This window comes from Variovorax sp. GW821-FHT09B01 (assembly GCF_059418345.1).
On record NZ_JBWKPQ010000036.1, the window covers coordinates 1 to 22,638 of the forward strand.

Annotated in this window: 19 protein-coding genes; 8 read left to right on the top strand and 11 right to left on the bottom strand. The window is 69.9% G+C overall.

Features of this window, described 5'->3' with window-relative positions; translation table 11 throughout:
• Positions 1-89: 89 nt before the first annotated feature.
• Both AC07RV_RS43170 and argE read right to left on the bottom strand, forming a co-directional pair.
• On the bottom strand, positions 90-1,355 hold the full coding sequence (locus AC07RV_RS43170) for a DUF445 domain-containing protein (RefSeq protein WP_296787490.1): 1,266 nt from the start codon (positions 1,353-1,355) through the stop codon (positions 90-92).
• A gap of 10 nt (positions 1,356-1,365) precedes the next feature.
• A complete protein-coding gene (argE, locus tag AC07RV_RS43175; protein ID WP_093354197.1) occupies positions 1,366-2,532 on the bottom strand; it encodes an acetylornithine deacetylase in 1,167 nt (388 codons plus the stop codon).
• A 103-nt stretch (positions 2,533-2,635) separates the two neighbouring features.
• Between argE and AC07RV_RS43180 the strand changes: the two genes are divergently transcribed.
• The gene (locus tag AC07RV_RS43180; protein ID WP_296787489.1) at positions 2,636-3,841 is read left to right on the top strand and encodes a glycerophosphodiester phosphodiesterase; all 1,206 of its coding nucleotides are present in this window, start codon (positions 2,636-2,638) and stop codon (positions 3,839-3,841) included.
• A 6-nt stretch (positions 3,842-3,847) separates the two neighbouring features.
• Here the strand turns inward: AC07RV_RS43180 and AC07RV_RS43185 are convergent, their stop codons facing one another.
• Positions 3,848-4,762 (bottom strand): LysR family transcriptional regulator, encoded by a 915-nt coding sequence (locus AC07RV_RS43185; RefSeq protein WP_296787488.1) that lies wholly within the window; start codon positions 4,760-4,762, stop codon positions 3,848-3,850.
• A gap of 108 nt (positions 4,763-4,870) precedes the next feature.
• Between AC07RV_RS43185 and AC07RV_RS43190 the strand changes: the two genes are divergently transcribed.
• The 4 genes from AC07RV_RS43190 (at position 4,871) to AC07RV_RS43205 (ending at position 9,387) form a co-directional block, all read left to right on the top strand.
• Complete coding sequence (locus tag AC07RV_RS43190; protein WP_296787487.1) at positions 4,871-6,202, top strand: nucleobase:cation symporter-2 family protein; 1,332 nt, start codon at positions 4,871-4,873, stop codon at positions 6,200-6,202.
• A 30-nt stretch (positions 6,203-6,232) separates the two neighbouring features.
• Complete coding sequence (locus tag AC07RV_RS43195) at positions 6,233-6,736, top strand: nucleoside deaminase (protein ID WP_296787486.1); 504 nt, start codon at positions 6,233-6,235, stop codon at positions 6,734-6,736.
• Positions 6,737-7,075: 339 nt separating this feature from the next.
• Positions 7,076-8,278, top strand: coding sequence for a M20 aminoacylase family protein (locus AC07RV_RS43200; protein WP_296779144.1), 1,203 nt, complete (start codon positions 7,076-7,078; stop codon positions 8,276-8,278).
• Positions 8,275-9,387, top strand: a complete 1,113-nt coding sequence (locus AC07RV_RS43205) for a M14 family metallopeptidase (RefSeq protein ID WP_296779140.1) — start codon at positions 8,275-8,277, stop codon at positions 9,385-9,387. Before AC07RV_RS43200 ends, AC07RV_RS43205 begins: the two co-directional genes overlap by 4 nt.
• 25 nt (positions 9,388-9,412) lie before the next feature.
• On the opposite strand, the gene AC07RV_RS43210 is transcribed toward AC07RV_RS43205, so the two are convergent.
• Positions 9,413-10,540, bottom strand: a complete 1,128-nt coding sequence (locus tag AC07RV_RS43210) for an ABC transporter substrate-binding protein (protein ID WP_208514010.1) — start codon at positions 10,538-10,540, stop codon at positions 9,413-9,415.
• 81 nt (positions 10,541-10,621) lie between these two features.
• On the opposite strand from AC07RV_RS43210, the gene AC07RV_RS43215 reads away from it, so the two are divergent.
• The 3 genes from AC07RV_RS43215 to AC07RV_RS43225 are packed head-to-tail and all read left to right on the top strand — an operon-like array spanning position 10,622 to position 14,140.
• Positions 10,622-12,706 (top strand): molybdopterin-containing oxidoreductase family protein, encoded by a 2,085-nt coding sequence (locus AC07RV_RS43215; protein WP_296779133.1) that lies wholly within the window; start codon positions 10,622-10,624, stop codon positions 12,704-12,706.
• A complete protein-coding gene (locus AC07RV_RS43220) occupies positions 12,703-13,833 on the top strand; it encodes an aminopeptidase (protein ID WP_093354218.1) in 1,131 nt (376 codons plus the stop codon). Before AC07RV_RS43215 ends, AC07RV_RS43220 begins: the two co-directional genes overlap by 4 nt.
• Positions 13,826-14,140: a polyhydroxyalkanoic acid system family protein gene (locus AC07RV_RS43225; protein WP_057592553.1), complete on the top strand. Its 315-nt coding sequence runs from the start codon at positions 13,826-13,828 to the stop codon at positions 14,138-14,140. The genes AC07RV_RS43220 and AC07RV_RS43225 overlap by 8 nt, the downstream gene beginning before the upstream one ends.
• A 12-nt stretch (positions 14,141-14,152) precedes the next feature.
• Here the strand turns inward: AC07RV_RS43225 and AC07RV_RS43230 are convergent, their stop codons facing one another.
• The 7 genes from AC07RV_RS43230 to AC07RV_RS43260 form a co-directional block, all read right to left on the bottom strand.
• Positions 14,153-14,890, bottom strand: coding sequence for an SDR family oxidoreductase (locus tag AC07RV_RS43230; protein WP_296779126.1), 738 nt, complete (start codon positions 14,888-14,890; stop codon positions 14,153-14,155).
• 163 nt (positions 14,891-15,053) lie between these two features.
• A complete protein-coding gene (locus tag AC07RV_RS43235; protein WP_296779122.1) occupies positions 15,054-16,580 on the bottom strand; it encodes an FGGY-family carbohydrate kinase in 1,527 nt (508 codons plus the stop codon).
• Positions 16,577-17,710, bottom strand: coding sequence for an alcohol dehydrogenase catalytic domain-containing protein (locus AC07RV_RS43240; RefSeq protein WP_296779119.1), 1,134 nt, complete (start codon positions 17,708-17,710; stop codon positions 16,577-16,579). The genes AC07RV_RS43235 and AC07RV_RS43240 overlap by 4 nt, the downstream gene beginning before the upstream one ends.
• Before the next feature lie 154 nt (positions 17,711-17,864).
• The gene (locus tag AC07RV_RS43245) at positions 17,865-18,845 is read right to left on the bottom strand and encodes an ABC transporter permease (RefSeq protein WP_296779116.1); all 981 of its coding nucleotides are present in this window, start codon (positions 18,843-18,845) and stop codon (positions 17,865-17,867) included.
• Positions 18,842-20,341: a sugar ABC transporter ATP-binding protein gene (locus AC07RV_RS43250; RefSeq protein WP_296779152.1), complete on the bottom strand. Its 1,500-nt coding sequence runs from the start codon at positions 20,339-20,341 to the stop codon at positions 18,842-18,844. Before AC07RV_RS43250 ends, AC07RV_RS43245 begins: the two co-directional genes overlap by 4 nt.
• Before the next feature lie 44 nt (positions 20,342-20,385).
• Positions 20,386-21,300 carry an ABC transporter substrate-binding protein gene (locus AC07RV_RS43255; RefSeq protein ID WP_296779112.1) on the bottom strand — a complete coding sequence of 305 codons (915 nt, stop codon included), beginning with the start codon at positions 21,298-21,300 and terminating at the stop codon, positions 20,386-20,388.
• Between the two features lie 110 nt (positions 21,301-21,410).
• A complete protein-coding gene (locus tag AC07RV_RS43260) occupies positions 21,411-22,310 on the bottom strand; it encodes a helix-turn-helix domain-containing protein (protein ID WP_208514002.1) in 900 nt (299 codons plus the stop codon).
• Positions 22,311-22,638 lie beyond the last annotated feature (328 nt).

The window sequence follows — 22,638 nt, forward strand, 5'->3', positions numbered from 1 at the left end:
TCGCTTGGGTCTGGCTCGCTGAAGCACGTATCCTCGCTACTAGGCTGGCCGCGTAGATCATTTCAAATACACCCTCTGAAGCTCGCCGCTCAGGCGCGCAGCAGCTGCGTCGCCGCGTGGATGAGCAGCCCCACGAGCCCGCCCACCAGCGTGCCGTTGACGCGGATGAACTGCAGGTCGCGCCCGATGTTGCGCTCGAGCTCGGCCGTCATCTCCTCGGTGTTCCACTGCGCCACGCGCTCCACGATGTAGCGCCGGATGTCCTCGCGGTAGCGCTCGATCGCGAGCGGCGCCGCGGCCTCGATCTGCTCGTTGATCCAGCGCCGGATCGCCTCGTCGCCCTGCAATCGCTGGCCGAGCGCGGCCGCCATCGTGGCGATGCGCCGGCGGATCGTCGAATCGCCGCGGCCGAGGTCCTCGTGCAGCCAGGCCAGCAGTTCGCCCCACAGCCCGTGCAGGTAGTCGCCCAGCGCCGGATGCGCGATCAGCTCGGCGCGGATGCGCTCGCCGCGCGCATGGAACTCGGGGTCGTGCTGCAGCCGCACGATGAAGTCGTCGACGAAATGGTCGAAGCGCCGCCGCATCGGATGCGCGGGCTCGGCCGCGAGCTCGGCGATGGTGTGGGCCACGGCCGCCACGATCTTGCGCGTGGCCAGGCGCGCCGCCACCTGGTCGAGGCCCACGAAGCGCAGCGTCTTGATCTCGCGCGCGATCGCCTCCGTGATGTGCGCCTGCACCTCCTCGCCGTCGAGCACGCCCGCGATCTGCTCGAGCACCCCGTCGAGCAGCGCCTGGTGGCGCCCGCCCGCGGTCAGCGCGCCCAGCGTCTGGCCCATGAGCTGCGACAGGTCGATCTTCTCGAGCCCGGCCGCGGCGGCCTTGCCGATGAAGTCGCGCACGCGCGCGTCGTCGAAGGCCGAGAGCCCGTAGCGCGTGGCCGCCACGCCCCATTCGCCGAGCCGCTCGCCGCTGGCCGGCCGCGCGAGCCATTCGGCCATGCGGCCGGCCGGATCGAACTCGCGCAGCTTCGCGAGCACCTGCGCGGTGCTCAGGAAGTTGTTGCAGATGAAGCCCGCGAGCTTGGCGCCGATGCGGTCCTTGTTGCTCGGGATGATCGCGGTGTGCGGGATCGGCAGCCCCAGCGGATGGCGGAACAGCGCCACCACCGCGAACCAGTCGGCGATGGCACCGACCATCGCGGCCTCGGCGAAGGCCGCGAGGTAGCCGAACACCGGGTGCCGGTCGTGCAGCACCGTGGCGACCGCATAGAGCGCCGCGGCGGCGCACAACAGGCCCAGCGCCACGCGCTTCATGCGCCGCAGCGCGTCGTCGCCCTCGGCGGCCGGGGTCGTCAACGCAGCCTGTTCAGCCGATGGCCGGCGAGGACGCCAGGCGGTGCATGAACAGCTCGCAGCGCGCGAGCTGGTCGAGGCTCACGTACTCGTCGGGCTGGTGCGCCTGCTCGATGCTGCCGGGGCCGCACACCACGGTGGGGATGCCGGCGTTCTTGAACAGGCCCGCCTCGGTGCCGAAGGCCACCAGCGTGGTGCGCTCCTCGCCCGCCAGGCGCTGCGCGAGCTTGGTGATGGCGTCGTTGGCGCTGCCGAGGAAGCTCGGGATCTCGCAGATGGTGTCGAAGCTGAAGCCGGCGTCGGGCGCGACCTTCTTCATCGCCGGCTCGAGCGAGCCCGCATAGGCCAGCACCTCCTGCTGCATGCGTTTCGCGTCGGCCGTCGGCAGGTCGCGGAACTCGTAGCGGAACTCGGCGTCGCGCGGCACCACGTTGTCGGCGATGCCGCCGTGGAACTGGCCCACGCTGGCGGTGCTGAAGGGAACGTCGAAGCCCTCGTAGCGCGGCTCGTCGCGCTCGAAGCCCTCGGCCATGTCGCGCACCTTGCCGATCACGCGCGCGGCCATCTCGATGGCGTTGACCGACTTCGGCGTGAGCGAGGAGTGCGCCTCCTTGCCGCGCACGCAGCACTTGTAGCGGTACACGCCCTTGTGGGCGATGGCCGGCACCATGCTCGTGGGTTCGCCCACGATGCAGGCCAGCGGCTTGATGCCCGCGTCGCGCATGTCGGCGATCAGCTCCTTCACGCCGAAGCAGCCGATCTCCTCCTCGTAGCTGAACGCGAAGTGCACCGCGAAGGGGGCCTCGCTCTCGAGGAAGCGGTGCGCATTGGCCAGCGCCACCGCGATGAAGCTCTTCATGTCGGCCGAGCCGCGGCCGTACAGGCGCCCGTCGCGCACCGTGGCCGAGAGCGGGTCGACGCTCCAGTCCTGGCCGTCCCAGGGCACCGTGTCGGTGTGGCCCGAGACGATCACGCCGGCCGGCTTGCCTTCGCCCAGCGTGGCGAACAGGTTGGCCTTGGTGCGTTCGGCGTTGTAGGTGATGCGGCTCTTCACGCCGAGGGCGGCGAGATGGGCCTGCGCGAAGTCGATCAGCTGGAGGTTGCTGTTGGCGCTGATGGTGTTCATGCGCACCAGGGCCTGGGCCAGCGCGAGGCTTTGGGGGGAAAGCGTGTGGGACATGCAACACATTCTCCCGGAACTCGGCGCGGCGCGTGCACGGCGGTCGAGGTCGTCACACGAAGCGGATACCCTGCGCCTTCCTTTTGGACGGAGAAACAGGATCATGCGCACTGTTCGGATCGTTTTCCATGCCACGGCCCTCGCCACCGCCACCCTGGTCCTCGCGGCCTGCGGCACCACCGGTTCCGGCGGTCCGGGCAAGCTGCTCACGCTCGACGGCAAGCCGCCGCTGGTCATCGCGCACCGCGGCGCCTCGGGCTACCTGCCCGAGCAGACGCTCGAGGCCTATGCGCGCGCCATCGAACTGGGCGCCGACGTGATCGAGATGGACCTGGTGTCGACCAAGGACGGCGTGCTGATCGCGCGCCACGATCCCAACCTCGCGATCAGCACCGACGTGGCGAAGCACCCGCGCTTCGCCGCGCGCAAGAAGACCATCAAGGTCGACGGCGAGACCCAGACCGGCTGGTTCAGCAACGACTTCACGCTGGCCGAGATCAAGACCCTGGGCGGCATCTCGACCGACGCCGAGCGGCCGCAGGAGTTCAACGGCAAGTTCAAGGTCGTGACCTTCCAGGAGATCATCGATTTCGCGAAGGCCAAGTCGAAGGAGACCGGCCGCACCATCGCGATCTATCCCGAGACCAAGAACCCGACCTACTTCCGCGACCTCGGGATGCCGATGGAGGACAAGGTCATCGCCGCGATCAACGCGGCCGGCTGGAACAGCAAGACCGCGCCGATCTACGTGCAGTCCTTCGAGCCCGGCAGCCTCAAGTACATGAAGAGCAAGGGCCTGAACACGAAGATCATCCAGCTGATCGACGGCGACGGCATCGACCTCAAGACCGGCGCGATGACCTATGCCGTGCCGGTGGACCGCCCCTACGAATGGACCAAGGCCGGCGACAAGCGCAACTTCGACGTCATGGTCACGCCCGCGGGCCTGGCCGAGATCAAGACCTATGCCGACGGCATCGGGCCGTGGAAGCGCTACATCGTGAGCATCAAGGGCACCATCGGCCCCGACGGCAAGCCGGTCGACGTCAACAAGGACGGCAAGGTCAACGATGCCGACGCCACCTCGATGGCGCCGACCACGCTGATCGTCGACGCCCACAAGGCCGGCCTGTTCGTGCACCCCTTCACCTTCCGCGACGAGTCGCGCCGCCTCGCATCCGACTACGACAAGGACGGCAGGAACGAGTACCGCCTCTACTACCAGCTCGGCGTGGACGGCGTGTTCACCGACTTCACCGACACCGCGCTGGCCGCGCGCGCCGAGTACCTGAAGAGCATCGGCCGCTGAGGTCGCTCAGAAGGCGGTCGGATGGCCGCCGCTGTCGGTCTCCGACACCTTGAGGCGCGCCAGTTCGTCGCGCAGCCAGCCGCCCGCCTGGCCCAGCGGGCGCGCCTTGTTCCACAGCAGGTCGACGCCCAGCAGCCAGTCGGTGTGCGGGTAGGCCTCGAGCTGCAACTCGACCAGCTCGCCCGCGGCCAGTTCGCGCCGCACAAGCAGGCGCGGCAGCGTGGCCCAGCCCAGGCCCGCGTGCGTCATCTCGAGCAGCGCGAGGTAGCTCTCGGCGCGCCAGCAGCGCGTGGCGTCGAGGTACTCGGTGGTGGGCAGCCGCTCGCTGTGCGCGCTGAAGGCGAGCCGGCGGTGCCGGTGCAGCTCGCCGAAGCTCACCGTGGGCAGGGCCGCGAGCGGATGCGTGCGCGCCGCGACGTGCGCCATCACCAGCTTGCCCATCTGCACGAACGCCAGCTCGCGCGCATAGCCGGGCTGCGCGAAGCCGATGCCCAGCTGCGCCTCGCCCTGGCGCACCAGCACGCTGACGTCGCCGTGCAGCGGATGCCGCACCTCGAGGTCGACATGCGGGAAGCGCTCGGCGAAGGCCGAGAACACCGGCATCAGCACGTTGTAGGGAATCTCGATCGCCAGCGTGAGGCTGGCCTCGACCGCGTCGGCGAGGCTTTGGGCATGGCCCTCGAGCGCGCGGCAGCGGTCGAGCACGCCATGAGCCTCGCGCAGCAGGCGGCGGCCGGCCTCGGTCAGCGCGGGAATCTTGGTCGCGCGGTCGAACAGCGCCACGCCGAGGTCGACCTCGAGGTTGCCGATGGCCGCGCTCACGGTCGACTGGGTCTTGCCGAGCTGGCGTGCCGCCGCCGAAAAGGAGCCGGCGCGCGCCACGGCGGCCAAGGTCTCGAGCTGGTCCAGCGAATAGCGCACGGTCCGTCTTCCATCGAAAAAAACGATCGATATTAACTTTGACCCATGACGGAGGAAATCGATCATCCGGTCGCGACCCGACCCACAACACCAACGCGGAGACTTTCGATGACCCTTTCTTCCGGCGTCCACCCCGTGGACGAAGTGCTGCCCGCGCAGCAGATGGCCAGCTACGGCCTGCAGCACGTGCTGGTGCTCTACGCGGGCGCGGTGGCGGTGCCGCTGATCCTGGGCGGTGCGCTCGGCCTCACGCCCGCGCAGGTCGTGACCCTGATCAACGCCAACCTGCTGACCTCGGGCATCGCCACCCTGATCCAGACCCTGGGCTGCTGGAGGTTCGGCGCGCGGCTGCCGCTGGTGCAGGCCTGCTCGTTCATCGCGCTGGCGCCGATGATCATGATCGGCAAGGAATACGGGCTGCCGCACGTGTTCGGCGCCGTCATCGCGGGCGGCGCGATCACGGTGCTGCTGGCACCGGCCATCAGCCGGCTGCTGCGTTTCTTTCCGCCGGTGGTGATCGGCAGCCTGATCACCGTGATCGGCATCTCGCTGATGCCGGCCGCCGCGATCTGGCTCGGCGGCGGCAACCCCGACGCGCCGGACTTCGGCAGCGCGCCGAACCTGCTGCTGGGCCTCGCGACCGTCGCCATCACGCTGGGCATCTATGCGCGCTTCGGCGGCTTCGTCGGCAACCTCGCGGTGCTGCTCGGGCTGGTGGCGGGCACGGCGATTGCTGCGGTTTTCGGGCTCACCGATTTCGCGCAGGTGGGCCACGCGGCATGGTTCGAATTCAGCGCGCCCTTCGCCTTCGGCCTGCCCGCGTTCGGGCCGGCACCGATCCTGATCATGACGCTCGCGATGATGGTCATCATGGCCGAGACCACCGGCAACTGCCTGGCCATCGGCCAGATCGTCGGCCGCCCCGCGACGCCGGCCACGCTCGGCAACGCCTTCCGCGCCGACGGGCTGTCGACCATGATCGGCGGCGTCTTCAACAGCTTTCCGTACAACGCCTTCACGCAGAACACCGGGCTGATCGCGCTGTCGGGCATCAAGAGCCGCTACGTGGTGGCCTCGGCCGGCGCGATCATGGTGCTGATGGGCCTGTTTCCCAAGCTCGGTGCCCTGATCGCCTCGGTGCCGCGGCCGGTGCTCGGCGGCTGCGCGATCGTGATGTTCGGCATGACCACGGTGGCGGGCATCCAGGAACTCTCGCGCGTGCGCTTCGAGGGCACGCGCAACGCGATCGTGGTGGCGGTGTCGGTCAGCGTGGGCGTGCTGCCGATGTCGTTCCCGGCGCTGTTCGCGCAGGCCGCCGGGCCGCTCAAGCTGGTGCTCGAGAGCGGCATCTTCCTGGCCGCGATCACGGCGGTGCTGCTGAACCTGCTGCTCAACCGCGGTGCCGCCGAGCAGGAAGCGCCGGCGGCCGCGACGCACTGATCCCGGACCTTCACAATGAATTCGACCCACATGAACACAGCTCCCTCCCTGTCCCCACGCGACCTCGAACTGCTGCGCATGACGATCGCGCTGTCCGAGGAATCGAAGGCCCGCGGTCGTCATCCCTTCGCCGCGCTGGTGGCGAACGAGCATGGCGAAGTCGTCGTCGCGGCCGGCAACAACTCGATGCCGCCCGAGGGCGATCCCACGCAGCATGCCGAGCTGGTCGCGGCCGCGCAGGCGGCGCGGCTGCTCGCGCCCGAAGCGCTCGCGCGCTGCACGCTCTACACCAGCGCCGAGCCCTGCTGCATGTGCGCCGGCGCGATCTACTGGACCAACATCGGCCGCGTGGTCTATGCGCTGTCGGAGCACGCACTGCTCGGCCTCACGGGCGACCATCCGGAAAACCCGACCTTTTCGCTGCCCTGCCGCGAAGTCTTCGTGCGCGGCCAGCGGCAGGTGGAGGTCGTCGGACCGGTGCTCGAGGACGAGGCGGCCGCGCCGCACCGCGGCTTCTGGACCCACACCCCATGAAGCCCTTGGGTCGGGTGTTTTCCGGTGTGCTCGGAAATGCCCTAGGGCCTGTTAACACCATGCAAGGGGTCGCGAAGCTCGCCAGAGCCCGCCCATCAAGGCGCGCGACGACGCGTGTGCGTCCGCACACGCTAGGAGCGCAACGCCGAGGGGCGGGCTCTGGCGAGCTTCCCTTCGGGTTGCCCCGCAAAGGGGTCGTCTGCAGCGTTGCCCGCGCTTGCAAGGCGCGAGCCTTGCTGCGCGCGGGCGCCTTGCATCCAACCCCTTTGCGGGGCAACGCGACCCCTTGCATGGTGTTAACAGGCCCTAGTGGATAGACTGGCGTTTTGAGAGCAAGCCATGAAACTCATCGATTCGCTCGTCACGCAGGCGGCCGGCATCGCCGCCGTCCGACGTGACCTCCACGCCCACCCCGAACTCTGCTTCGAAGAAGTCCGCACCGCCGACGTGGTCGCGGGCAAGCTCACCGAATGGGGCATCCCGATCCACCGCGGCCTCGGCACGACCGGCGTGGTGGGCATCGTCAAGAACGGCACCAGCAACCGCGCGGTCGGCCTGCGTGCCGACATGGATGCGCTGCCGGTCACCGAGCTCAACACCTTCGCGCATGCGAGCAAGCACCACGGCAAGATGCACGCCTGCGGCCACGACGGCCACACGGCGATGCTGCTTGCCGCGGCGCAGCATCTGGCGAAGCACCGCAACTTCGACGGCACCGTCTACCTGATCTTCCAGCCGGCCGAGGAGGGCGGCGGCGGCGCGCGCGAGATGATCAAGGAGGGGCTGTTCGAGCAGTTCCCGATGGACGCGGTGTTCGGCATGCACAACTGGCCCGGCATGAAGGCCGGCCAGTTCGCGGTGAGCCCGGGCCCGGTGATGGCCTCGGGCAACAAGTTCTACGTCAACGTGGTGGGCAAGGGCGGCCATGCGGCGCTGCCGCAGACCGGCATCGACCCGGTGCCGATCGCCTGCGAGATCGTGCAGGCCTTCCAGACCATCCTCACGCGCAAGATGAAGCCGACCGACTCGGCCGTGATCTCGGTCACCACCATCCATGCCGGCGAAACCAACAACGTGATCCCCGACAACTGCGAGCTGTCGGGCACGGTGCGCACCTTCTCGCTCGAGGTGCTCGACATGATCGAGGCGCGCATGAAGCAGATCTGCGACCACATCTGCGCGGCGCACGACGCCACCTGCGAGTTCCGCTTCGAGCGCTACTACCCGCCCACCATCAACACCGAGGCCGAGGCCGACTTCGCGCGCCGCGTGATGGGCGGCATCGTCGGCCCCGAGAACGTGCTCAAGCAGGAAGCCGCCATGACCTCGGAAGACTTCGCCTTCATGCTGCAGGCCAAACCCGGCGCCTATGCCTTCATCGGCAACGGCGACGGCGCGCACCGCGACGTGCACCACGGCGAGGGCCCGTGCACGCTGCACAACGCCAGCTACGACTTCAACGACGACCTGATCCCGCTGGGCGCCACCTGCTGGGTGCAGATCGCCGAGCAGTACCTCGCCACCGGCGCCGCTCGGAAATGATCGGCATCGGCGAGGCTTTCGCGCCGCGCTATGCGCAGGCGCGCCAGAAATTCCTGCAGGCCTGCCTGAGCGTGGGCCTGACCGTGGAACCCCACCTGCTGCCGATGCGCGGGCGCGACGGCGAGGAACTCTCGTGCGACGTGGCCTTCGACGGCGCGCCCGACGCCGACCGGCTGCTGATCCTCAGCAGCGGCTGCCACGGCGTGGAAGGCCACTGCGGCAGCGGCGTGCAGGTGTTCGCGCTGCACGACGCCGAGTGGCGCGAGAAGGCGCGCTCGGCCGGCGTGGCGGTGCTCTACGTGCATGCGCTCAATCCGCACGGCTTCTCGTTCGGCCGCCGCGTGACGCAGGAGAACGTCGACCTGAACCGCAACTTCGTCGACTTCACGCAGCCGCTGCCGGTCAATGCCGCCTATGCCGAGCTGCATGCGCTGCTCGTGCCCGACACCTGGCCGCCCACGGCCGAGAACCAGGCCGCGGTCCATGCCTGGATCGAGAAGAACGGCATCGGCGCCTACCAGACCGCGGTGAGCGGCGGCCAGTACCAGTTCGAGGACGGCCTGTTCTTCGGCGGCAAGGCGCCGACCTGGAGCCATCGGATGATCCGCGCCGTGCTGCGCCGCCACACGCGGCGCACGCGCCGGCTGGCCTGGATCGACCTGCACACCGGCCTGGGCCCGAACGGCATCGGCGAGCGCATCTTCGCCTGCCGCGACGACAAGACCGCCTACGAGCGCGCCAACGCCTGGTGGGGCAACGGTGCCGGCCAGGCCGACGCGGCGCCGGTCACCTCGATCTACGACGGCTCCTCGACCTCGGCGCTGCTGCGCGGCCTGATGTGGGATGCCGTCTACGACGAATGCCCGCAGGCCGAGTACACGGGCATTGCGATGGAGTACGGCACCGTGCCGGTGCTCGACGTGCTGACCGCGCTGCGCGGCGACCACTGGCTGCATCGCCATCCCGAGGCACCGGCCGACCTGTCGGATGCGATCCGCCGGCGCACGCTCGAGGCCTTCTACACCGACACCGATGCCTGGCGCGGCCAGATCGTGAGCCAGGCGCGGCAGGCCATGTTCCAGGCCGCCGACGGGCTCAGCGGGCGCTGAGCCGCTCGAACCGGGCGGGACCGCCTCAGGTCCGCACCTTGCCGTCGCCCGTGAGCATCGAGAGCTCGACGAACTTCGAGCCCACGTGGTTCTTCGCCGAGAACGAGACCTCGAAGCCGCCGAGCTGCAGCCGGTCGATGCTCTCGAGGCCGGTGATCAGCCCCTCGCGCGACAGCTTGCCGGGCGCCTTGCGCAGGCCCTCGACCAGCACCTTGGCCGCGAGATAGCCCTCGAGGCTCGAGAAATTGGCGCTGGCGCCGTTGCCGGCCTTGCGCACCGCCTCGGTGAACTCGCGCGCGATCGCGTTGGCCTGGCTGTAGGGCGAGGGCACGACCTGGGTCACGAGCACGCCCGCGGCCTCCTTGCCGAGCTCGTCCGACAGCGCCTGGGTGCCGACGAACGAGAGGTTGAAGAAGGTGCCGCCGAAGCCGGCCTTGCGCGCCTCGCGGATGAAGGCCGCGCAGGCCTTGTAGGCGCCGACCTGGACCACCGCGTCGGGCCGCGCCGCCAGCAGCGTCTTCACGGCCGGCGCCACCTCGGCCGAGTTGCGCTCCACCGTGGCCTGCGCGATCGGCTTGAGCTGCTGCTCGGCCAGCGCCAGCGTCACGCCGTCGAGGCCGGCCTTGCCGTAGGCGTCGTTCTGGTGGAACACCGCGATCTTCTTGAGGCCCAGGTGGGTGAGCTGCCTGACCATCAGCGCGGTCTCGTCGTTGTACGAGGCGCGCAGGTGGAACACGTTCTTGTGGAAGGGCTCGCGCAGCGCCATCGCGCCGGTGAAGGGCGCCACGAACGGCACCTTGTCCTTCACCGCCAGCGGCAGCGCCGCCAGGCTGGTGGGCGTGCCGATGTAGCCGAACAGCGCGAACACGTCCTCGTCGATCAGCTTCTGCGTGTTGGCGGCGCAGCGATCGGGCTCGTAGCCGTCGTCGAGCGTCTTGATCTGCACCGCGCGGCGGCCGGACTGGGCGTTGTAGGCGTCCAGGAACACCTTGGCGCCCTGGTGGAACTGGATGCCCAGCTGCGCCGCCGGACCGGTGAACGGCGCCGACTGGCCGAGCACGATCGGGCCGTCGCCCTGGGCCCGGGCGACGGCGGCGAAACCGCCGAGCGCGGCGGCACCGGCCGCCATCGAGAAATGCCTGCGATTCATCATTGCGAAAACCCCCTCCTGCCATACGTCATGCGCCGAACCCGCCGCATGCCCTGAAAACGCCAAAAACTTTAGACTCGCCCGATGGCCCACGCCTCGAACGACACCCCCCACGACTCCTCGCCTGCCGCTGCCGCCACGGTGCTCGGCGCCTGCCCCCACGACTGCCCGGACACCTGCGCGCTCGTCACCACCGTCAAGGACGGGGTGGCGGTCAAGCTGCAGGGAAATCCGGCCCATTCGCACACGGGCGGCGTGCTGTGCACCAAGGTGTCCCGCTACATCGAACGCAACGACCATGCCGAACGGCTGGTCCAGCCGCTCAAGCGCGTCGGCCCCAAGGGCAGCGGCCGCTTCGAGCCGGTGAGCTGGGAGGCCGCGCTCGACGGCATCGCCGCGCATCTTCGGTCATTGCGCGCCGATCCCGAGGCCATTCTCCCCTACAGCTATGCGGGAACCATGGGCCTGGTGCAGGGCGAATCGATGGACCGGCGCTTCTTCCACAAGCTCGGCGCCAGCCTGCTCGACCGCACCATCTGCTCGATGGCCGGCGGCGAGGCCATGGTCCACACGCTGGGCGGCAAGGTCGGCATGCGCATCGAGTTCTTCGCCGAGGCGAAGCTGATCCTGATCTGGGGCAGCAACTCGATCGCGAGCAACCTGCACTTCTGGCGCCATGCCCAGGCGGCCCGGCGCGCCGGCGCGCGGCTGGTGTGCATCGACCCGCGCCGCACCGAGACCGCCGACAAGTGCGACGAGCACATCGCGCTGCTGCCGGGCACCGATGCCGCGCTGGCATTGGCGCTGATGCACGAGCTGATCGTGCACGACTGGCTCGATCACGACTACATCGCGAACCACACGCTGGGCTGGGAGCAGCTGCGCGAACGCGCGCTGCAATGGCCGCCCGCGCGCGCGGCACGCGTGTGCGGCGTGCCCGAGGAACAGATCGTGGCGCTGGCCCGGGCCTATGGCACCACGAAGCCGGCCGCGATCCGCCTGAACTACGGCATGCAGCGCGTGCGCGGCGGCGGCAACGCGGCGCGCGCGGTCGCCTGCCTGCCGGCGCTGGTGGGCGCCTGGCGCGACCGCGCGGGCGGGCTGCTGCTGAGCAGCTCGGGCCATTACCCGGTCGACCGCGCCGCGCTGCAGCGGCCCGACCTGCTGGCCGGCCGCCGGCCGCGCACCATCAACATGAGCACCATCGGCGACGCGCTGCTCGACACCGCGAAGCCAGTCCAGGCGATCGTGGTCTACAACAGCAACCCGGTGGCGGTGGCGCCCGAATCGGCCAAGGTGGCGGCGGGCTTCGCGCGCGAGGACCTGTTCACCGTGGTGCTCGAGCAGTTCCGCACCGACACCGCCGACTACGCCGACTACCTGCTGCCGGCCACCACGCAGCTCGAGCACTGGGACATCCACTGCAGCTATGGCCACACCGACGTGCTGCTGAACCGCCCGGCCGTGGCGCCGCGCGGCGAAGCGCGCAGCAATGCCTGGGTGTTCCGCGAGCTGGCGCGCCGGATGGGCTTCGACGAGCCCTGCTTCGCCGAGAGCGACGAGTCGCTGTGCCGCACCGCCTTCGCCGAGGGGAGCATCGACTTCGCGCAGCTGCTGGCGCAGGGCTTCACCAGCGTGAAGCTGGCCGAGGCGCCGTTCGCCGAGGGCCGCTTCCCCACGCCCTCGGGCCGCTGCGAGTTCTACAGCGCGCGCCTGGCGGCCATGGGCATGGACGGCCTGCCCGACCACGTGCCCAACTGGGAGCCGGCGGGCAGTTCCACCGAATTCCCGCTCGCGATGATCTCGCCGCCGGCGCGCAACTTCCTCAACTCCACCTTCGTCAACGTGACCAGCCTGCGCGCGATCGAGGTCGAGCCGCTGCTCGAGATCCACGCCGACGACGCCGCCGTGCGCGGCATCGAGGACGGCGCGCTGGTGCGCGTGTTCAACGGCCGCGGCGAGCACCGCTGCCGCGCCGAGGTCTCGCGCCGCGCGCGCCCTGGCGTGGTCAACGGCATGGGCATCTGGTGGCGCAAGCTCGGCATGGACGGCACCAACGTCAACCAGCTCACGAGCCAGCGCCTGACCGACATCGGCCGCGGCCCGACCTTCTACGACTGCCTGGTCGAGGTCGAGCGCGTGGCCGGCGCGCAGGCGGCGACGGCGTGAAGGCCGCTTCCGTCGCGGTGCTGGCCGGCGCGCTGCTGCTCGGCGGCTGCGCCGACCTGCGCTACTACTGGCAGTCGGCCAGCGGCCACATCGGCATCATGCGCGCCGCCAAGCCGGTGCCCGACTGGCTGGCCGATCCCGCGGTGCCCGCGGCGCTCAAGGCCAAGCTCGAGCTCACGCAGCGCATCCGCCGCTTCGCGAGCGACGAGCTGGGCCTGCCCGACAACCCCAGCTACACCGCCTACGCCGACCTGCACCGCGCCGCCGCGGTGTGGAACGTGGTGGCCGCGCCGCCGTATTCGCTCACGCTCAAGAGCTGGTGCTTCCCCGTGGCGGGCTGCGTGGGCTACCGCGGCTACTACAGCGAGGAGGCGGCCAAGGCCGAGGCCGAGGCGCAGCAGCGGCAGGACCTCGAGGTCTCGGTCTACCCGGTGCCCGCCTACTCCACGCTGGGCTGGATGAACTGGGCCGGCGGCGATCCGCTGCTGTCGACCTTCATCGGCTACCCCGAGGGCGAGCTCGCGCGGCTGGTGTTCCACGAGCTCGCGCACCAGGTGCTCTACGTGGCGGGCGACACGGTGTTCAACGAGTCCTATGCGACGGCGGTCGAGCGCATCGGCGGCGCGCTGTGGCTGCAGCGCGAGGCCGGCGAGCCGGCGCGCCGCGAGTACGCGCAGTTCGATGCCCAGCGCCAGCAGTTCCGCGCGCTCGCGCTCGACACCCGGCGCGCGCTCACGCGCGTCTACGAATCGCCCGAGGCCAAGGCCCAGGACTGGAAGGCCGTGGCCGCGATGAAGCAGGCCGCGATGGACGACTTCCGCGCCCGCTACGCGGCGCTGCGCGAGGGCTGGGCCGGCCCGCGCCAGCATGCCTACGATGGCTGGGTGGCGCGCGCCAACAACGCGGCCTTCGGCGCGCAGGGCGCCTACGACGACCTGGTGCCGAGTTTCGAGGCGCTGTTCGAACGCGAGGGCAGGAGCTGGCCGCGCTTTTACACTGAGGTCCGCCGCATCGGCCGGTTGCCGACCATGGAGGAGCGCCGCCAGGCGCTCGCCACGGCCAGCGGCATCCTGCAGACGCGGCGCGGCCGCGGCCACGACAACAACGGAGAACACGACGGTGCCTGACATCCATATCGAACGCCAACACACCCTGGGCATCGCCCGCGCACGCCAGGTGGCACGCAAGTGGGTGCGGCAGGCCGAGCAGGAGTTCGGGCTCGATTGCGTCTACACCGAGGGCGAGGAGCGCGACGTGGCGACCTTCACGCGCGCCGGCATCGACGGCACGGTCGAGGTGACGGCCCAGACGCTCACCTTCGATGCGACGCTGGGCTTCCTCTTCAGCAGCTTCAGCGAAATGATCGAGCAGAAGATCAGCCGCAACCTCGATGCGCTGCTGGGGCCGGCCGAGGGCGGCAACCGCTTCGCCTGAAGCGCCGCCGTTTCAGGCGATGGTGTAGCCGCCGTCCACGGGCAGTGATGCGCCGCTGATCATCGACGCGCCCTCGCTCAGCAGGAAGAGGATCGGCGCGACCACTTCCTCCACGCGCGCGAAGCGCCCGAGCGGAATGCCCGCGATGGTGGCCGCGCTCTTGGCCGGATCGGCCCAGGCCTGCGCGGCCATGGGCGTGAGCGTGACGGTGGGATTGACGCTGTTGACGCGGATGCCGTGCGGCCCGAGTTCGAGGCACAGCGAGCGCGTGATCGCATCGAGCGCGGCCTTCGAGGCGCAGTAGCAGAGGTGCGCATCGAGCGCGACCAGCGCGGCCTGGCTCGAGACATTGACGATGCTGCCGCGCACGCCGGCCGCGGCCATTGCCTTGCCGCAGCGCGCGGCGACCAGCGCGGCGGCACGCGCATTGACGGCCATGACGGCATCGAAGCTCCGGGCCTGCAGCTCGAGCGCCGGTTCGAGCAGCGCGATGCCGGCGCAGTTCACCACGAGGTCGAAGGCGGGGAGTTCGGCGAATGCCTGGTCGAGGGCTTGGGGGTCGGCCACGTCGAGCACTCGCGGTGTGCAGCCTGTCTGCGCTGCCAGTTCGTGAAGTGCTTCGGGGTTGCGGCCCACTGCCGTCACGGCGGCACCCGAGCGCGCGAGCTGCGTGGCCACGGCGTGGCCGATGCCGCTGCTGGCGCCGGTGACCAGGGCTTTGCGGTTGCTGAAATCGAAGGTGAGGGTCATGTCGGGTGGCTCTTGTTCGGGGGGCGTGCACAGGACAGCGGGTACTTCCCTCCGCGAATGTCCCCCGGCCTTCGGCCTCCTCCTTGATTTCGCTGCGGGAAGCACCCGCTGCCCTGTGCACGGGAGGCGTCGTCGTGGTGCAGCCGGTGCTGTCGTCGTGCGTTCATTGAAGCCGGTGCATCGCATCGCGCAATGCGGGGTAGAGGGACTTGTAGATCTCGAAGCGCTCGCGGTAGACGGCCTGCGCCTGGGGCTCGGGCCTTGCGCGTTCCACCAGCGTGACCCAGCCTCGCTCGGCCGTCGCCGCATCGACCAGCCCCGCGCCCAGCGCCGCGAGCATCGCCGCGCCGAGGGCAGCTTCGACCTCTTCCTCGATGGTGAACACGGGGTAGCCCGTGATGTCGGCCACGATCTGCATCCAGAGGTCGGAGTGGGCCGCGCCGCCGACCACGATCAGGCGCGGGTCCAGCGGCTGGCCGCTTTGGCGCCCGGCCTCGATGTTGTGCTGCAGCGCGAAGCTCACGCCCTCGAGCACGGCGCGGTAGAGGTGGGCGCGGCCGTGCGCGAGCGAGAGGCCGATGAAGGCGCCCTTGGCCTGCGCATCCCAGATCGGGCTGCGCTCGCCCATGAGGTAGGGCAGGAACACCAGGCCCTGCGCGCCGGGCGGCACGTCGATGGCCTGGCGCTCGATCAGCGCATGCGCGTCCTCGCCGGTGCGTGCGGCCTCGGCCAGCTCGGCCTGGCAGAAGGTCTCGCGGAACCAGGTGACGGCCGCGCCCGCGGCGATGGCGCCGCCGAACACGTAGCTGCGGTCCGCGCCGCGGTACACGTGCGGCATGCCGATGAGCCGGTGGCGCGCATCCACGCCCGGGCTCACGAAGCCCCAGCACATGCTGGTGCCGATCATCGCGACATGGTCGCCGCTGCCGGTCACGCCCGCGCAGAAGGTGGCCACCGCGGCATCGACACCGCCGCCCATCAGGGGCATGCCTTCGGCGAGGCCGAGCCGCGCGGCCCATTCGGCCTTCAGGCCGCCGACCACGTCGCTCGATTCGACCAGCCGCGGCGGCATCATGCGCGCCGGAATGCCCAGCATGCCGAGCGCCTCGTGGGACCAGCCGCGCCGCGCCGCGTCGTACACGCCGCCGATGTTGCCGGCCGAGCTGTGGTCGACCGCGAGCTCGCCGGTCAGCCGCCAGTTGACGTAGCTGTTGGGCGGCAGGAACCAGCGCGTCCTGTCCCACACCTCGGGCCGGTGCTCGCGGAGCCACAGCATCTTGGTGTAGCCGTAGTAGCTGTCCACGCCGTTGCCGGTGATCGCCTGCAGCTTCTGGACGTCGACCGTCGCGTTCACCGCATCGACCTGCGCGGTGGCGCGCCGGTCCATCCAGATCAGGCAGGGGTGCAGCGGCTGCAGGGCCTCGTCGACCGGGATGCCGGCGCCGCCATAGAGGCTGCTCACGCACATCGCGGCGATGTCGGCGGGCGCGACGCCGCTCTTCGCGACGCAGGCACGCACGCTCTCGCACACGGCGTCGAACCACACGGCGCAGTCCTGCTGCGCCCACAGCGGCTTCGGCGTCTCGGGCTGGTAGGCCACGCCGGCCTGCGCGCGCACGCGCCCGTCGACGCCGACCAGCAGGCACTTGGTGCTCTGCGTGCCGATGTCGACGCCGATCACGTACTTCATGGGGCCGTCCGCGGCTGCGGCTTGAGCAGCACCTTGATCGAGTCGAGCGAGTTGGCGAGCGCGAAGGCGCGCTCCCAGTCGGTCAGCGGGAAGTCGTGCGTGACGATGCCCTTCGAGGTCACGAGCCCGCGCGCCAGCAGGTCGATGGCGATCGGGTAGCAGTAGGGCCCGAGGTGGGCGCCGCGCACGTCGAGCTCCTTGCGGTCGCCGATGATCGACCAGTCGGCGCTGGTCTCCGAGCCGAAGACGCTGAACTCGACGAAGCGGCCGAGCTTGCGGATCATCTCCAGGCCCTGCGTCACGCCGATCGGCGCGCCCGTGGTCTCGATGTAGACGTCGCAGCCATAGCCCTCGGTCAGGCCCTTGACGATGGCGTCGGCGTTCTCGGTCTTCGGGTTGATGACGACGTCGGCGCCGTACTGCTTCGCGAGCGCGAGGCGTTCGGGCACGAGGTCGATTACGATCAGCTGCCTGGGCGTCTTGAGCGCCGCCACCTGCGTCATCATCAGGCCGAGCGGGCCGGCGCCCGCGATCACCACCACGTCGTCGAGCTGGATGTCGCCGCGGTTCACGGTATGGATCGCGCACGACAGCGGCTCGATGATGGCCGCGTCCTCGAGCGGGATGCCGTCGGGGATTTTGTGCACGCGCGCGGTCGGCGGCAGCCGCATGTAGTCGGCCATGCCGCCGTCGGCCACGATGCGCTGGAAGCCGAAGATGTTGTGCACCTCGCACATCCAGTACTTGCCCGAGGTGCAGAAGCGGCACTTGCCGCAGGGCACGATCTGCTCGGCGATCACGCGGTCGCCCTTGCTCACGCCGAAGTGCTCGGCCGCGCCTTCGCCGAGCGCCTCGACGTAGCCGAAGAATTCGTGGCCCGGGATCACCGGCGCCTTGACCCACGAGGGCTGGCCGTCGCCGCCCCAGAACATCTTCGCGCCCGAATGGCACTTGCAGTCGGAGGCGCAGATGCCGCAGGCCGCGATCGAGATCAGCAGTTCGTTGGCGCCGATGACGGGCACCTCGACGGTCTCGAGGCGGTAGTCCTTGGGGCCGTGGCAGACGACGGCCTGCATGGCGAGCTGGGCGATGGCGCCCGTGCTGCCGGACTGGAGCTTTTGATAAGACATGGGTTCCTTGTGAAGAGAGAGGGGTTGGGTGTTTCTCCCTCCCCCGCTGGGGGAGGGCCGGGGTGGGGGCACGCAGCCTCCCGAGCGAGCGCCGCGTGCCCCCATCCCGGCCTTCCCCCAGAGGGGGAAGGAGCAAGGCAGAAGAAAGAGGGGCCTAGCGCTTTGCCTCGCGGCTGATGAAGATCGCGAGCAACACGATGCCGCCCTTGATGATCAGTTGCAGGTACGGCGACACGCCGATCATGTTGAGCCCGTTGTTGAGCACGCCCAGCAGCAGCGCGCCGACGAGGGTGCCGACGATCGCGCCGCGGCCGCCGGCGATCGAGGTGCCGCCCATCACCACGGCGGCGATGGCGTCGAGCTCGAAGCCCACGCCCACGCCGGGCTGGCCGCTGGTCACGCGCGAGGCCTGCACGATGCCGGCGATCGCGGCCGTGAAGCCGCTGAGCGCATACACCAGCAGCTTGTAGCGCGCCACCCGCACGCCCGACAGCCGCGTCGCTTCCTCGTTGCCGCCGATGGCGTAGACGTAGCGGCCGAAGGGCGCCATGTTCAGCAGCACGTAGGCCGCGAGGTAGGTGGCGAGCATGAGCAGGATCGGCACCTTGATGCCCGCGAGCGTGCCGCCGCCGAGGAAGGCGAAGGACTCGGGCAGGCCGTCGATCGGGTAGCCGCCGGTGTAGATCAGCGCGATGCCGCGCGCGATGCCCATGGTGGCCAGCGTCACGATGATCGGCGGCATGCGCAGGTAGGCCACGCAGTAGCCGTTGAACAGGCCGATGACCGCGCCCACGGCCAGGCCCAGCGGCACCGCGAGCAGCGGCGGCAGCCCGAACTGCACCATCAGCCCCGAGGCCAAGGTGCCCGACAGCGCCACCACCGCGCCCACCGAGATATCGATGCCGCCGGTGAGGATGGCCGCGGTCATGCCGACCGCGATGATGGCGTTGATCGAGGACTGCAGCGCGATGTTCTGCAGGTTGCCCCAGGACAGGAAGTTGTCGGTCGCGACGATCATGAAGACCGAGATCGCGACCAGCCCGACCAGCGGCAGGAAGGCCGTGGAGCGGCGCAACTCGGTGAGGAATCCGCCGGCGGGAGCGGGCGGCGCGGGATGGCTGGCGGTGGCGTTCATGGCGAACCCCCTGTGGTTGCGTGGCGCATGATGTCGCCGGAGTGGATGGAGGCGCCCTCGAGCGTGGCCACGATGGACCCGCCCGAGAACACCGCGACGCGGTCGCACATGCCGACGATCTCGGGCAGCTCGCTCGAGATCATCAGCACCGCCTTGCCCTGGCGCGTGAGCTCGCGCATGAGGGCATAGATCTCGGCCTTGGCGCCGACGTCGATGCCGCGCGTGGGCTCGTCGAAGATCAGCACCTCGCAGGCGTGGCCGAGCCAGCGCGCGATCACCACCTTCTGCTGGTTGCCGCCCGAGAGCGTGGCCACGCGGGTCTCGAGGTCCGGCGCCTTCACGCCCACGCGGCGCGCGAGCTCGGCGGCCTCTCGCTTCTCGGCGCCCTCGCGCACCAGGCCCGCGCGGCGGTGCCGGCCCAGGTTGTTGAGCGTGATGTTGAAGCGGATCGTGAAGTCGGTGATCAGCCCCTGCACCTTGCGGCTCTCGGGCAAGAGGCCGATGCCGTGCGCCAGCGCCTGCGTGGGATCGTCGAGCCGCACGGGCGCCCCGTTGCGCAGCACCGTCTTGCGGTGCGCGCGGTCGGCGCCCATCATGCCGAGCGCGAGCTCGGTGCGGCCCGAGCCGACCAGGCCCGCGAAGCCGAGGATCTCGCCCGCATGCAGTTCGAAGGCATTGACCGGCCCGCCCTTCGCGAGCTGGATCGCGGGCACCTCGAGCAGCTTGCGCGCGCCGGCCGCATGCGGTGCCGGCTGCGGCTTGGGCGGAAAGCTCTGTTCGATGCGCCGGCCCACCATCATCTCGACCAGCGCGTCGATGTCGGTCGCGCCGACCTCCGCATGGCCCGCGTTGGCGCCGTCGCGCAGCACGCTGATGCGGTCGCAGACCTCGAAGATCTCGTCGAGGTGGTGCGAGATGAAGATCATCGCCACGCCCCGGTCGCGCAGCGAACGCATGATGCGGAACAGGTGGTCCGCCTCGTTCGGCGTCAGCGTGGCGGTCGGCTCGTCGAGCACCAGCAGGCGCGCCTTCAGCGACAGCGCCTTGCCGATCTCCACGAACTGCTGCTGCGCCACCGAGAGCCGGCACACCGGCACGCGCAGGTCGATGCGCACGCCGAGCTCGTCGAACAGCTGCCGCGCCGCGCGCCGCATCGCGGCCTTGTCGATCAGGCCGAAGCGCCGCGTGGGGTAGCGGCCCAGGAAGATGTTCTCGGCGGCGTCCAGGTGCGGGATCAGGCTGAACTCCTGGAAGATGATCCCCACACCCGCCGCGATGGCGTCGGCATAGCCCGCGAAGCGGCGCTCGCTGCCGTCGATGTAGATGCGGCCCTCGTCGGCCTGGTGGATGCCGCAGAGGATCTTCATCAACGTCGACTTGCCCGCGCCGTTCTCGCCGAGCAGCGCATGCACCTCGCCCTTGCGGATCGAGAGGTCGATGCCCGAGAGCGCCTGCACGCCGGGAAAGCGTTTCGAGACGCCCTCCAGCCGCAGCATCTCGGCGGTGTCGTTCGTGGTCACGGCCAGGGTCCGTCCGCGCCTTACCAGCTGAAGCTCTTGGCGCCTTCGGCGTCGATCAGCTTCACGTCGACCGGCACCGCCGCCGGCACGTTGGCGCCCCACTTCTTCGCGAGCGCGATGCCGATGGCCAGCCGGATCTGGTCGCGCGGGTACTGCGCGGTGGTGGCGATGAACTTCGAGCCCGGCTTCTGCATCGCCTTGATGGCCTCGGGCGCGCCGTCGACGCTGGTGAGCTTCACGTCCTTGCCGCTGGCCTCGATGGCCGCGAGCGCGCCCATCGCGCCGCCGTCGTTGACGCTGAACATGCCCTTCAGGTCCTTGTTGGCCTGCAGGATGTTCTCGGTCACGGTGAGCGCGGTGGCGCGTTCCTGCTTGCCGTTCTGCGTGCTCACCACCTTGATGCCCGGGTACTTGGCGAGTGCCTCGCGGCAGCCCTTCACGCGCTCGAGGATCGGCACCACCGGGATGCCGTCGAGGATCGCCACGTCGCCCTTCTCGCCGATGGCCTTGGCCAGGTGCTCGCAGGCCAGCCGGCCCGCGTCGGTGTTCTTCGAGCCGACGAAGGAGTCGACCGGGCCCTGTGCGTTGGCATCGACCGCCACCACCACCAGCCCGGCCTTCTTGGCCGAGCGCACCGCCGACTGCACGCCGGTGGAGTCGGTCGGGTTCAAGAGCAGGATGTCGACCTTCTTCTGGATCATGTCCTCCACGTCGCCGATCTGCTTGGCCACGTCGTGGCGCGCGTCGGTCGCGACCACGCTGGCGCCGATGCTCGCGGCCGCTTCCTCGAGCGCCTGCTTCATGGTCACGAAGTAGGGGTTGTTGAGCTCCTGGAAGCTCATGCCGATGCGCAGCGGCTGCTTCGGTGCCTGGGCCTGCGCGGCGGAGGCGGCGCACAGCAGCGCGGCGAGGGTGGCGAGGATGTTCTTCTTCATGGCATGTCTCCTTGGGTGATGACGGTGGAAAGGACGCGGGCAAGGCTTCGCCCCGCGCGGTGCCCGGACGGGCCCGCGCCGATGGCGATGCGGGAAACGGGGCGGGCCGCCTACGGCGGGCTGGCGCCGCGCAGGTGCGCGGCCTGCGCCGCCTGCATGCGGTGGAAGTTGCGGAACTTGGTCGGCGGCATGCGCTTGTGCAGCAGGAACTGCCGGTTGAAGTTCGACACGTTGTTGAAGCCCACGTCCATGCAGACGTCGAGCACCGGCTTCTCGCTGCTGGTCAGCAGCTCGCAGGCGCGGCTGATGCGCAGCCGGTTCACGTAGCGCACGAAGGACTGGCCCGTGTGCTTGCGGAAGGCGCGCGAGAAGGCGCTCGGGCTCTGGCCCACGAGCTCGGCCAGCATCGGTTCGCGCAGCTCGTCGCCGAGGTTGGCCGCGATGTGGGCCAGCACGTTGTTGATGGCGTGCGACATGAAGGCCTTGGGATCGGGCCTGAAGGCCGGGCTCGCGAGCCGCTGGCGGTCCTGGCTCGCGGCCAGCAGCTCGAGCAGCGACAGCAGCAGGATCACGCGGCGCAGCCCGCGCGCCTCGAGCAGCGCCTCCATCAGCGGCTTGGCGGCCGCCGCGGTCTCGGCCGAGAACAGCAGGCCCGCGCCCGACTCGGCGATCAGCGGCGCGATGCGCGCGAACTCGGGGAAGCTCGCGGCCATGCGCTGCACCAGGCCGGCCGGGAACTGGATCACGATGCCGCGCCGCTCCACGCTCTGGCCCGCGGGCACGTCGCTGATCCAGTTGTGCGGCAGGTCGGGGCCCATCATCACGAGGTTGCCCGGCTCGAAGTGGCCGACGTGGTCGCCCACGAAGTACACGCCCTGGGTCTCGACGATGAGCTGGATCTCGTATTCCGGATGGAAGTGCCAGCGCACGGTGCGGTAGGGATAGCCGTGGGCCCAGCAGGCGAACGATTCGTCACCGCGGACTTCGACGATTTCCAGATCGGGTTGCATGGGGCTCGGTTTCCTTGTCTCTGCCGCTGGGCGGTTCTTCGGGATGCGTGACAGCTGGGGCGGACTGTACGAATCGCTCCCGATGCCAACAACCAGAGATGGCGGCTCGAATCGATACTTTTTTGATGCGGGGGCGAGGGCGGGTGGCGTGCATCGCGGCCTGCGCTGCGGCGCAGCAAAGGGCTTTCTCCCCGAGGGAAACGGCCCGGGCGGGCCGGGATTGCTGCGGCGCGGAAGGGCGGGCGCGACCGCGCCGTGCCAGTGTCAAGAATTCATAGGTGTTTTCCCGCCCCGAAGCCTCGCGGAACGCTCGCGACGGCGCGCGGCA